The organism is Enorma shizhengliae, from assembly GCF_009676995.1.
Taxonomy (GTDB): domain Bacteria; phylum Actinomycetota; class Coriobacteriia; order Coriobacteriales; family Coriobacteriaceae; genus Enorma; species Enorma massiliensis.
This window is the reverse complement of the sequence record NZ_VTFZ01000005.1, coordinates 53,140-65,357: the sequence shown is the minus strand read 5'-3', so window position 1 is coordinate 65,357 and position 12,218 is coordinate 53,140. Positions and strand designations below refer to the sequence as shown.

Here is a 12,218-nt window from a genome sequence, read left to right as displayed (position 1 = left end):
TGGATGCTGGGCTGTGGGACGGCCATGTTTTGGGCTTTGGGGCACATGCGCCGGGCCGGACGGATACCCGTACGCGGCATCAGCGAGCCCCGTGGCGGAAATCGGGCTGCGGCGGCTCTCGATAGAAGCTGAGCCTGTTGGCAAATCCAAACGCTTACCGCAAGTATTTCGCATTGGTGTTTCGCATGAGCGAGATAAGAAAGCAGTTCAAAGCATGTTAGATACTTTGAACTGCACGTATTGCATGGCTGGGGCAGAGGGATTCGAACCCCCGTAACCGGCACCAAAAACCGGGGTCCTGCCGCTGGACGATGCCCCAAAGCATAGCCGGCGCCCCAAAGGCGCGCTCAGCCCAATCAGTGTACCTAATCGCTCAGCGCATCGCAAACGCCATCGAGCAGTTGCACGGCAAGTGCCTGTGCATCGCTTGAGGTGAACGATCCGTATCTCGTGATCCCCGTAAGCTCAAACCGGATGAGCGTTGGCCGCGTGGTGGAAGCAGCGAGTGCGGTACGAATGCGCCGCGATACATTGGGGCAGTCTGCCAGCACGATGGTCGCGCGCGGTGCGGCATCTTCGGGAAGCTCCGAGCTCGCGAGCTCGAAAATCATATCGACGTCGTCGGGCGCTTCGCTGTCGCACAGCTGCATGCCGCTGCCGTCTGTCGTCGCAGTGGCGATGTTCCACATGCGCGACGCGACGTTGCGCGCGATGGGGTCCACTCCCATGACGGCGATTCGGTTGCGCTCGAGCACGCTCGCTGCGCGCGCGAAACCGGTGCGCTCCTCGGCGTCCACGACGGGCGGTTTGCCCTCCCACACGTGGCGCAGCCGGTGAATGTAGTTGAAGGTGTCCTGGAAGGCCATGCCGTCGGCAAAGAGCCCTACGTTCTCCTGGAATTGCTGGAGGGCCGCCTCGGTGTGCGGGCCGAACGAGCCGTCTGCGCGCCCGCACGAGAAGCCCAGGGTGTTGAGCGCGTGCTGGAGCTCCATAACATCGGCCCCATGGAAGTTGGGAAGGCGCAGGTAGAGGGTGCGGTCGCCGAGCGCGTACGAGGCGTCGACGAGGGAGCTCCAGCATGCGGTATCCACGGTATCTCCCGCATCGAGTTGCATGTTCGCGCGGAACTCCTGAACCGCTTTTGCGGTGGCGGGGCCGAACTCCTGAGCCTCAAGCTCTGCGGCATCGATGGTGTAGCCCAAGCGGGTGAGGCGCGCCTGCACGTCTTCGACGGCCGGTCCCTGCATGCCCGAGGTGATTGCTTCCATGCTGCTTCTTTCTTTATGCTTGCCCTGCGCCGACGCTGCGGCGTGGTTTCGTTGGTTCATCTTCTTTGTATAGTCTATCAAGTTGCGCGCATCGCTGCCCGCGGGCGTGCTTCCGCCTGAAAAACATCGGAATGGTAGATGGATTGTCGACATTTACTTGGCATGATGATAGCGGAAACCCCGGCGACACGGCGGGCGCCTTGGTCGCTTGTGCGCGGGCGGCGGCCGAGTGTGACGGCGTGCGGGCAAAAACCCGCGGCCGAGCGCGTGGCTCGCAGGTGGGATCCGTTGCCAAGCGCGACGGCGTGCGGGCGAGACTCGTTGCCAAGTGCGACGGCGTGTTGGCAAAACCCGCGGCCTAGCACGACGGCGGCGGAAAAGGTGGCGAGCCCCTTGGGCGCGCTGGCAAGACAGGGGTTCCGGCATCCGGATGCAGTGAGTTCGATGTGGGGTTGATGGGAATGGGGCCAGAGCAGCGACTGCTTATCGTGGACGATGAGCTTTCGATCGTGCAGATGCTTGAGGAGTTCTTCCGCATGGAAGGGTATGAAACCGTGTGCGCGCAAAGCGCCGAGGAGGCGCTTCGTGCGGTCAACCGCAGCTTGACGGAGGAGCACGCCGGGATCGACCTCGCCTTGCTCGACGTGAACATGCCCGGCATGGACGGGTTCGAGCTCTGCCGCCGTATTCGCGAGCACCTTAGCTGCCCGATCATTTTCCTTACGGCGCGCGTGGAGGACGTCGACCAGCTCGACGGGTTCGCTGCCGGCGCCGACGATTATGTGCTCAAGCCGTTCTCGCTCGAGGTGCTGGGCGGTCGCGTGCGTGCGCATCTGGCTCGTGAGGCGCGGCGCGACGCGTCGAGGCCACAGAGCGTCCGCATCTTCCATGACCTCACGATCGATTATGCGGAGCGTACGGTCGAGGTCTCGGCCCGGGATGCTCGCATCGCGCTTGACCTCACACGCACGGAGTTCGACATCATCGCGCTGCTGAGCAAGAACCCAGGGCGCGTGTACGACCGCGTGCACATCTACGAGCAGGTATGGGGGTGGGGAGCAACGGGCGACCCATCCATCGTTCGCGAGCATGTTCGTCGAGTGCGCAAGAAGTTTGCGGAGGCGGGAGTGGATGGCGAAGTCATCGAGACGGTGTGGGGCGTTGGCTATAGGTGGGCTGCGCGATGAGCGGAAGACAGGACGATAGGCTGCGGGAGCAAGGCCAAGCGGAGCGGGCGACGGCTTCTGCTGCCGGCGATTCGCAGCGCGGAGGCCGTCTTCGCCGCCTGCGCGACCGGCTGCGGGTTTGGTGGCGCAACCCCTCGATCATGCGGGCGTTTTTCGTGTATGCGCTCGTGTGGCTCGTGGCGGCCAGCGCGGTGACGCTCGTTGCTATCGACGCGCTCATGGAGGTGTACTACCGGGTGTCGGAAGAGCACCGGTCGGAGCATGTTGAGGTGAACGCGGGGCCGTACATCTACGACGCACAGACCGATGAGCTGTTGCGAGCGACGCCCGTATACCTGCAGGATTTCTACGAGCAGGTCGTGTTCGTAGCGTTTGTCAACTCGGCGCAGAGCTATTCGTCCGCGGGTGTCGTGGCCGGAGGCTGGAATCGCGATATGCAGGCTGTGGACGCGACGATGGAGCTTCTTCGCAGCGATCCCTCGTACCGTGTGTCCGATTGGGGCGGAAACTATACCGAGAACGATTACCTTCAGACCGATGGCACTCCATACAATCCCGAGGCCACGGTGAGCGTGAGCGACCTTCCCGCGTATGACGCGCGCGAGCGTGCCGAGCGCTTGCAAACGGTTGAGGAGTTCGCGAACACGAACCTTGGCGAAGATGTCGTGCTCTCGAATGTCGCTTACTACGTGTCGCTCGACGAGGCGAGTTATCTCACCTGGATTGGCTGGACGCTGCGGCTGGTGGCGGGCGTGGGGGTGCCCATCGTTGCCTTTGGAGGCCTCGCGGTGCTGCTGTTCCGCCGGTTTTATCGGCGCCACATCGGGGGCCCGCTTTCCGTGCTGGAGGCGGCGGCCGACCGCATTGCACGGCAGGACCTCGACTTTCAGATTGGTGCTGTGCGCGGGCGCGAGCTGGGGCGCCTCGGAACGGCGATGGGGGGCATGCGGTCTTCGCTGCTCGCCACCCAGCGCGAGCTATGGCGCACGGCCGAGGACCGCAGGCGTCTTAACGCCGCGTTCGCGCACGATCTGCGCACGCCGGTGACGGTGCTCAAGGGAACGCTCGAAATGGCGCGCATGAAGGCCAATCGTGCGGGAAGTGGGGAGGACGTGCGCAAGACGCTCGACACGCTTTCCGGCCAAGCCGACCGCCTGGAATCTTACGCGCAGCTTATGAGCCGTGTTACCAAGCTGGAAGACCGCGAGGTCATGCGGTCGGCATGCGCCCCATCCGATGTTGCCCGCATTCTCGAGCGCCAGGCGGCGGGCTATGTTGCCACGCGCGGGAACGGCTGCAAGCTGCTCTTCTCGTTGGGCGACGCCATGCGCGCTGCCGGGGCGAGTGACGGGAGCGTTGCCGCGCCGGATGCCGGGGGTGCCGCCGGCGCGGGTGACGGGCACGTCGTCGTGCCGGATGCCGAACGCGCTGCCGAGTCGTGCCCCGAGCCCCTCTCCATCGATATGCAATTGGTTGAGGAGGTGCTTGGCAATCTGCTGGGCAATGCCTGCGACCATGCGCGTTCGAAGGTGGAGGTGAGCGTTGATTTGCTGCAGCCCGAGCAGAGCTCGCTCGCTGCAGGAGCGCGCGGCGACGTGCGCCTAGAGCTTGTGGTCACGGACGATGGCCACGGTTTCACGGCGGAGGCGCTGCACCACGGGTGCGATCCTTTCTACAGCGAGGCCAAATCGGCCGAGCATTTCGGCCTGGGGCTCAACATCGCGCGCACGCTCGCGCGCTTGCACGGTGGTGCAGTTGAGCTGGGAAATCTTGAGGGCGGCGGCGCCTGTGTGACGGCTACGTTCGCCGTGGATACGAACGAGGAGAACCGATGATGGAGCAGGTGGAGAATCGTGCGCCGGGCATCCCGCAGGCGCCCGGATCCGCTCGCGCGGCAGCGGAGCTTGAGGCGGGAGGTCCTGCGGCTCTTCGGCGCAAACGGGTCATCGCGATTGCGGTGCTGGTTGTCATGGGTGCGTTGCTCGGCATTGCCTGCTGGCGCTACGTGCCCGGTGCTGTCGCGTGGCTCATGGATGCCCGAGCGGTGCGCGCCTTCGTGGACCAATGGGGCGTGCTGAGCCGCCTTGCGATGATCGGTATCAATATGATCCAGGTAGTGCTCGCGTTCCTTCCGGGTGAGCCCATCGAGCTTGCGAGCGGCTATGCCTTCGGTTTCTGGGAGGGCACGGCGCTTTGCCTGGTGGCGAGTGCGCTCGCAACAAGCCTGGTATACTGGGCCGTCCATCGCTGGGGTTGGCGCGTCGTGGGGCTCTTCTTCGACCGCTCGATGCTCGACCGCTTCTCGTGGCTGCGCGACGAGCGCCGGCTCGAGCTCGTTATGTTCATCGTTTTCCTGATTCCGGGCACGCCCAAGGATTTCCTCACGTACTTCGCCGGCCTTACCCGAGCGCGGTTTCTTCCGGTCCTGCTCATCACCACGGTGGGTCGCATCCCCTCGATCGTCACGTCGACGGTTGCGGCATCGTCCTTTGGCTCGGGCAATTATCTGGTTACGGGCATCTCGCTGGCAGTCGCAGTGGTGCTAGCGCTAGTGGGCGTTCTCGTGAGCCGGCGCCTGCGCTAAGCATGAAACGCAGACACCCGGTGTTGAATCGTCAAAGTGCAGGTCGCGGAAACTCGAGCGGTCCGTCTGCTCAGAAATGAAACGCAGACACCAGGTGTGCGCGATTCATCCTCCGTCGCGTGGGTCGCGTGAGTCATCGACCCCCCATGCGACCCGCGTATCCCACGCGCCCCACGCGCTAGCTGAGGCGTTCGACGAAGAAATCGGCCATGGAGAGGAGCAGCTCGCGGCAGTCGTTTTCGAGCTCGATGCCAGAGAGCTCCTCCTTGGCGCGTTCGGTCAGGCGGAGGGCATAGTCGTGGGCAAAGGCGATCGAGCCCGTCTCGTCGAAGATTTCCACAACGCGTTCGAGTAGGGCGGCATCTTGGGTGCCGCTGCGCAAGATTTCAACAAGCTCACGCCGGCTCTCGGATTCGACGTGCTCCAAGGCATGAACGGCTACAAGGGTCCGCTTGCCCTCGGTGATGTCGTTGCGGAAATCCTTGTCGCCCGCATCCCCCACAAGGTTCAAAAGGTCGTCTTGGATCTGGAAAGCCAGACCGGTAGCCAAGCCAAAGCTGCGCAAGGCTTCTACCTGCTGCTCACTTCCTCCACCCACCATCGCTCCTACCGCGAGCGGCACGGCGCCGCTGTAGTGCGCGGTCTTGAGCGTTGCCATGGTGAGGTAATCCTGAACCGTGAGGTCGAAGCGCTCGTTTTGCACCCAGCCCAGGTCGAGTGCCTGCCCTTCGACGGTTCGCTGCATCATGGCGGTCAGCTCGCCGAGTACGCGGAGCTTGAGGGGGGCGTCGAGCGCTTCGTCGCGGAGCACGGCGTCGGTGGAAAGCGTGATGTCGTAGTCGCCACAGTTAATGGCGCGGCCTACGCCTTCCGTGAGGTACATGCAAGGCTTGCCGCGCCGCAGCTGGCCCTTGTCGGCGATGTCGTCGTGAATGAGGGCCGCGCTCTGGAAGTGCTCGATTGCCGCCGCGGCGCTTCGGGCGCGAGCGGGATCACCGCCCACGGCGCGTGCCGCGAGCATGCAGATGAGAGGGCGATGCCGCTTGCCGCCGTTGGCGGAAAAGGCGGCGAGCGGTGCGTACAGGTAGCGCTCAAGGTCCGCATGCTGGGTTTGTTCCGTAAAGAACGAATCCAGATACGCGTCCAGATCATGGTGGTGCTCGGCGAGGTATGCGGCGAAGGCGTTGGCCATAGTGCAAGCTTTCATTCGTGGTGCAAAATGGGACGGGGTTGTTTTGACTCATTGAGCCAAAACAACCCCGTCCCCATATGACTTATTGGGCGGTGGCGAAGCCGTCGGGGTTCTTGGACTGCCAGTTCCAGGAGTCGCGGCACATGTCGTCGATGTTGTACTGCGCCCTCCAGCCCATCTCCTGCTCAGCCTTGGTGGCATCGCACCAGTTGGCTGCAATGTCGCCGGCGCGGCGCGGGCAGATCTGGTACGGCAGCTCTTTGCCGCAGGCCTTCTCGAAGGCGTGAATCACGTCCAGCACGGAGGATCCGGTGCCCGTGCCCAGGTTGAAGATGCCCACCTCGGAGCGGCCGTTCATCCATTCAAGCGCTGCGACATGGCCGCAGGCGAGGTCGACCACATGGATGTAGTCGCGCACGCCGGTGCCATCGGGCGTAGGGTAGTCGTCGCCGAAGACCTGCACGAACGGGCGCTTGCCCACGGCCACCTGCGCCACGTAGGGCACGAGGTTGTTGGGGATGCCCTTGGGATCCTCGCCAATGAGGCCCGAGGGGTGCGCTCCGATGGGGTTGAAGTAGCGCAGCAGCACGACGTTCCACTCCGGATCGGCGGTGTGCAGGTCCATGAGGATCTGCTCGATCATCCACTTGGTCCAGCCGTAGGGGTTGGTGGCGGGCTTCTTGGGGTCCTGCTCGGTCACGGGCGGGTTGTCCGGGTCGCCGTAGACGGTCGACGAGCTTGAGAAGATGATGTCCTTGCAGCCGTGCTCGCGCATGACATCAACAAGGGTGAGCGTGTTGCCGATGTTGTTCTGATAGTACTCGATGGGCTTCTGCACGCTTTCGCCCACGGCCTTGTAGCCGGCAAAGTGGATGACACGGGAGGGCTGCTCGGCATCGAAGATCTTGGTGAGGGCGTCGCGATCATTCACGTCTGCCTCGTAGAAGACAAGGTTTTCGGCGGCCTGGGGCCCAACGATCTCGCGCACGCGGTCGAGGGCAACGGGGCTCGCGTTGTAGAAGTTGTCGACCACGACCACCTTGTAGTTGCGCTGAAGCAGCTCAACCACGGTGTGGGAGCCGATGAACCCAGCTCCGCCGGTAACGAGAACGCAGGTATCCTGGGGTGCAAGTGTCTGTGCCATGAAAGCTCCTCACGTTGGGTTTGCCTGAACGCGCTGCTCCTGCTTTGGTGCGCGCTGTGCTTCCAAAAGTATAGCCGTTGCATGAAGGGCGAGTTGCGACGCATGGGAGGAGCGATGAATATCCCACTCGGGCCTCAGAGCGCGGTGGAATGCGCTATCCTTATGCGAAGGGCGACATATAAACACACTTACATCGGAGCACGTATGTCACACCACGATTACGCATCCTCGTCTTGCGCAGACGGGGCGCAACTTCATCCATCAACCACCGCTCAGAGTGGCCATTGTCAGGCGACGGACACCCCTGCATCAGGCGATGGAGGCCGTGCGGCACGCGGCGAAGCGGCTGCCGTCTCGCGGCGCTCCGCTCTCAAGGCCATGCTCGCCATGGCGGGCGCGGCGACGCTCTTCGCCAATCCGGTGCGTGCGTTCGCTACGCCCCAGGCCACGCAGGAGACGCTCGACGCCTTGAGCGATGCGCAGGCGAAGTACGACGAGGTCCAGGCGCAGCTCGACGAAATCTCGACCCAGTATCAGGAGCTCAGCAAGAAGCAAGATGAGACGCTCAGCCAGATCGAGGATGTCGAGCAGCAGATCGTAGATACCGAGCAGCAAATTGAGGAAAAGCAGGCAGAACTGGAAGAGAACCAGGCGCTGCTTTCCGACCGTGTTGCGACGAACTACAAAACGGGCGGCAACGAGGCGCTCTCGGTGCTGCTCTCGGCCACGACGCTCGACGACCTTATCTCGAACGCGTACTACCTCGAGAAGGTGAACGAGCAGGACCGCGCCGTCATCGCGCAGATTGAGCAGATTCAGTCGCAGCTCGAGGAGCAGAAGGCCCAGCTCGAGGAGCAGAAGGCCCAGCTCGAGGAGCTCAAGACCCAGCAGGCCGAGCAGCTGTCGCAGATGCAGGCCAAGCAGCAGGAGACGCAGGAGCTTCTGAACAACCTCGATAGCGAGGTCAAAGATCTCATCGCTCAGCGCGATGCGGAGATTCTCGCCGCTGCGAAGGCCGAGGCCGAGGAGGAGCGCAGGCGCCAGGAGGCTGCGGCGTCGCGGAACCCCAATCCCCCGGTTCTGCCCGAGCGCGGAAGCGGTCAGGATTACAGCGCGGCGAGCGGGGCGCAGAAGCGCGTCGTCAACTCGTGCTATTACACGCCGTCTCCGGGTAGCGGCTATTGCGCGCTGTGGGTCTCTCAGGTGATGCAAAATGCGGGCTTTAGCCGCGTACGAGGCAACGCGAACGACATGTATAACGCCTGGTGCACAAGCTCGAGCAAGGCGAACTTGCAGGTGGGCATGCTTATTGCCGTGTCAACGCACAGCCATACCTCGGCCGGGCGCATCTACGGGCACATTGGCATCTACATTGGCGATAACAGGGTCATGCATAACGTGGGCAACATCGAGACGCAGGACCTCGACTACTGGATCAGCTTCTACGGCACGACGGTGACCCCGCGCTGGGGCTGGGCGAACGGCATCAACCTCGCCGAGCGCAACTAGCAAGAGCTCCTCGTAGGGATTTTCGCGGATTTTGGGGCTGGCCTTGGGGCCGGCCCCTGCTGTTTTGGGCGTTTTTGAACGCTGCGGAGAAGTTCGAGGCTCGAGTCGGAAGGTTTTTGCGGACAAGCCGATTAGACCCCGCTTGCGCGTTACCAAAACCGCAGGTCGCACCAATGTGAGCGCGGCGCTTACTCGGCGGGTCGCGAAAAATCTTCCGACTCGAGCCTCGAACTTTTTTACTGCGTCCCAGCTGGGCCATTTTCATGTCGGATGGGAACCGGCCCGACCGTCTCTATCTCTTCTGCTGTTGCTGAACGAACTGATTGACAAGCTCGGTAAGCTCGGCGAGCTGGCGTTCCATGTCGGCTACCTGCTTTTCAAGGTCGCCGATGCGTTGATGGTTCTTGCGAATGCCCTCGCGGTTCAGGCGCGACTGCTCCTCGACCGGGTCGGGCATGTTCTCGCGGTGCTTGTCGCGGTTATAGGTCTCCTCGACGATGCGGCAGCCGTTGCGCCGCACCACGCGCCCGGGAATGCCTACGACGGTGCAGTTCTCGGGCACGTCTTTTACCACGACGGAATTACCGCCCACCTTGACGTTGTCGCCGATCTGGATGTTGCCGAGCACCTTGGCGCCGGCGCCCACCGTGACGTTGTTGCCAAGCGTCGGGTGGCGCTTGCCGCACTCCTTGCCCGTTCCGCCGAGCGTGACGCCCTGGTAGAGCACGCAGTCATCGCCCACCACGGTGGTCTCGCCGATGACGACGCCCATGGCGTGGTCGATGAAGAAACGACGCCCTAACTGCGCTGCGGGGTGAATCTCGACGCCGGTGAAAAAGCGCGTGACCTGGCTCAGCACGCGCGCGGGGCCGCGTGCCCCGTGGTTCCACAGCCAGTGCTCGGGCGTGTGCATCCACTTGGCATGAAGGCCGGGGTAGGAGAGGAAGATCACGAAGTCGCTTTGGGCGGCGGGGTCGTGCGTCTTGACGGTGCCGATATCTTCGCGAATGGTGTCGATAAAGCTCATGGCTGCCCCTTTTGGCATGATGGCGGGCGTGCGGGCGAGATGGGGCGATTGCGACGGAGCCTGTCCCATGCTCGACCGGCGGCTCGGGGCGGGCGGCGTGAAGCCTGAGCGCCCGAGCGTTTTCGGTTAAGTATAGCGAATTACTAGGATTAGGAAACGGGGCCAGCGCCCTTCACGAGGTGACCTCATGCGAGGGGGTGCTTCTCCAAAAGCTGAGTGTTTTCCTAGGGCACATGCTCTCTTGCCGCGGCGTCCGTTAACAGATAGCCCCCAGGTCCGCGCCATCCGTTAACAAATGGCCCCCAGATCCACTCCCCTCGTTGCGTTATCCGTTAACAAATCACCTCCCCAGGTCTGCGCCCCTTGCCGCGCCATCCGTTAACAAATCGCTCATAAGCAAGAAACCTCTCGGTGACGCGTGTGAACGGAGTACCATAAAGGGCACGCGATTGCGCTCTGCGTTTGCGCACGGTTCAACGTTTCGATACGAGGGGAGCACCCATGGCAGCAGAGAAGAAGGATATCGACTGGGGTAGCCTCGGCTTCGCCTATCAGCCCACGGACTACAGCTACGTCTGTAACTACAAGGACGGCGCTTGGGAGGAGGGCGGCCTCACCACCGATCACACGCTCACACTCTCCGAGTGCGCGGGCATCTTCCATTACTGCCAGGAGGTCTTCGAGGGTCTCAAGGCCTATACCACCAAAGACGGCGACATCGTCTGCTTCCGCCCGGACCTCAACGCCTCCCGTATGGCAGACTCCGCTCGCCGCATCGTGATGCCGCCCTTCCCGGAGGACAAGTTCATCGAGGCCGTTAAGATGGTCGTCAAGGCCAACGAGGCGTGGGTGCCGCCGTTCGGCTCGGGCGCTACGCTCTACGTTCGTCCGTTCATGGTGGCAACGGGCGAGGTCATCGGCGTTGCGCCGGCAGATGAGTACCAGTTCCGCATCCTCGTGACGCCCGTGGGCCCGTATTATTCCGGTGGCGTTAAGCCCGTGGCCGTGAAGGTTCCCGAATACGATCGCGCAGCGCCCCATGGCACCGGCGCCATCAAGGCCGGCCTCAACTACGCCATGAGCTTGTATCCCAGCGTCCAGGCGCATGCCGAGGGCTTCGCCGACAACATGTTCCTCGACCCCATGACTCACACCTATGTTGAGGAGTCCGGCGGTGCCAACTTCCTTTTCGTTGACCAGGACGGCACGCTCGTGGTGCCGCAGAGCCACACCGACTCCATTCTGCCGTCCATCACGCGTCGCAGCCTCGTTACGGTCGCGCGCGATATGCTCGGTATGACCGTGGTGGAGCGCCCGGTCGAGTTTGCCGAGGTCCAAGCGGGCGCGTTCGTCGAATGCGGCATGTGCGGCACGGCTGCCGTCATCAGCCCGGTGGGCAAGGTCGTGAATGGCGACGAAGAGATCGTCTTTGGCGAGGGCGGCATGGAGCACGTGGGCCCGGTCATGCAGAAGCTGCGTGAGACGCTCACCGGTATTCAGGCTGGCGAGATTGAGGGTCCTGAGGGCTGGATCGTTAAGGTCGCATAGGTCGTTCATTCCCGGCGGAGGCCCCGCTCCCCCTTGTTCCGATGTCCTCGCGCTGCGCGCTGCGGATTACGGAACAAGGGGAAGCGGGGCCTCCTGCGTTTACGGCCTTGCTGGGGCGGGGAGGGTCGTAGCAGCTTTGGGCGAGCATCGCTGCGCTCGCTCGCGTGCATTTGCGTGGCGTGTGCGCCGCTGCGCTCGCTCGCGTACATGGGGCGCGTGCGGCGCACCGCTTCGCCCGCGCTTCGGGCTTATATGCCTCGAGCCCATATCAGTGCACCCCCCCTGCTGCGTAAAACGTGTACACGAGCGTCACGAATCGCCGTTTTTCGGCCAGATTTTGACGCTCGTGTACACGTTTTGGGTGAGGCGCTGTGTGGGTTCGAATCTCTCGCTCGTTGCAGAAAAAAGCCCGAGCCGGGTGACCGGCACGGGCTACGAGCGTCTATGGCTGAGAGGGGGGTTCGGGGCGCCGCTTCACGCCGCCGTCCGCTGCGGCCGTTCGCGCGGTCATGCGTGCTTCGCTGGAAAACGCTCCGCGTTTCCTCAGTTCCGCACCTTCACAGGGTTCGAATTCCTCATCCGCTGCAGAAAAAAGCCCGCATCCCAAAGGAACGCAGGCTTGGCATTCACCATGGCGGAGAGAGAGGGATTCGAACCCTCGAGGCGCTCACGCGCCCAACGGTTTTCAAGACCGCCGCATTCAACCGCTCTGCCATCTCTCCGTGGTAGGTAATGATAGCATCGAATACCGACCGGCGT

General features: G+C 63.1%; 9 protein-coding genes and 2 tRNA genes. 5 read left to right on the top strand and 6 right to left on the bottom strand.

Translation table 11 applies throughout. From position 1 onward, the window contains the following. Positions 1-245: 245 nt before the first annotated feature. Both GJE22_RS04955 and GJE22_RS04950 read right to left on the bottom strand, forming a co-directional pair. A tRNA-Gln gene (locus GJE22_RS04955) sits at positions 246-319 on the bottom strand. Between the two features lie 46 nt (positions 320-365). Beyond that, on the bottom strand, positions 366-1,268 hold the full coding sequence (locus GJE22_RS04950) for a peptidoglycan-binding domain-containing protein (RefSeq protein ID WP_186297413.1): 903 nt from the start codon (positions 1,266-1,268) through the stop codon (positions 366-368). A 461-nt stretch (positions 1,269-1,729) separates the two neighbouring features. Between GJE22_RS04950 and GJE22_RS04945 the strand changes: the two genes are divergently transcribed. The 3 genes from GJE22_RS04945 to GJE22_RS04935 are packed head-to-tail and all read left to right on the top strand — an operon-like array spanning position 1,730 to position 5,039. Further along, positions 1,730-2,455: a response regulator transcription factor gene (locus GJE22_RS04945; RefSeq protein WP_186297414.1), complete on the top strand. Its 726-nt coding sequence runs from the start codon at positions 1,730-1,732 to the stop codon at positions 2,453-2,455. Then, positions 2,452-4,290, top strand: a complete 1,839-nt coding sequence (locus tag GJE22_RS04940; protein WP_144688233.1) for a HAMP domain-containing sensor histidine kinase — start codon at positions 2,452-2,454, stop codon at positions 4,288-4,290. The genes GJE22_RS04945 and GJE22_RS04940 overlap by 4 nt, the downstream gene beginning before the upstream one ends. Further along, on the top strand, positions 4,287-5,039 hold the full coding sequence (locus GJE22_RS04935; protein ID WP_235895818.1) for a TVP38/TMEM64 family protein: 753 nt from the start codon (positions 4,287-4,289) through the stop codon (positions 5,037-5,039). Before GJE22_RS04940 ends, GJE22_RS04935 begins: the two co-directional genes overlap by 4 nt. A gap of 178 nt (positions 5,040-5,217) precedes the next feature. On the opposite strand, the gene GJE22_RS04930 is transcribed toward GJE22_RS04935, so the two are convergent. Together GJE22_RS04930 and galE are read right to left on the bottom strand one after the other, a co-directional pair. Continuing rightward, positions 5,218-6,231, bottom strand: coding sequence for a polyprenyl synthetase family protein (locus GJE22_RS04930; RefSeq protein ID WP_144688234.1), 1,014 nt, complete (start codon positions 6,229-6,231; stop codon positions 5,218-5,220). A gap of 82 nt (positions 6,232-6,313) precedes the next feature. Further along, entirely contained in the window at positions 6,314-7,375 is a 1,062-nt protein-coding gene (galE, locus tag GJE22_RS04925) for a UDP-glucose 4-epimerase GalE (RefSeq protein ID WP_144688235.1), read from the bottom strand. Between the two features lie 204 nt (positions 7,376-7,579). Between galE and GJE22_RS04920 the strand changes: the two genes are divergently transcribed. Continuing rightward, complete coding sequence (locus GJE22_RS04920; RefSeq protein WP_186297415.1) at positions 7,580-8,884, top strand: coiled-coil domain-containing protein; 1,305 nt, start codon at positions 7,580-7,582, stop codon at positions 8,882-8,884. A 292-nt stretch (positions 8,885-9,176) separates the two neighbouring features. Here GJE22_RS04920 and cysE read toward each other — a convergent pair whose 3' ends face one another. Next, a complete protein-coding gene (gene cysE, locus GJE22_RS04915; protein WP_144688236.1) occupies positions 9,177-9,911 on the bottom strand; it encodes a serine O-acetyltransferase in 735 nt (244 codons plus the stop codon). A gap of 501 nt (positions 9,912-10,412) precedes the next feature. Between cysE and GJE22_RS04910 the strand changes: the two genes are divergently transcribed. Next, on the top strand, positions 10,413-11,459 hold the full coding sequence (locus tag GJE22_RS04910; RefSeq protein ID WP_144688237.1) for a branched-chain amino acid aminotransferase: 1,047 nt from the start codon (positions 10,413-10,415) through the stop codon (positions 11,457-11,459). Positions 11,460-12,091: 632 nt separating this feature from the next. Here the strand turns inward: GJE22_RS04910 and GJE22_RS04905 are convergent. Then, positions 12,092-12,181: transfer RNA gene (locus tag GJE22_RS04905), tRNA-Ser, on the bottom strand. Between the last annotated feature and the right edge of the window lie 37 nt (positions 12,182-12,218).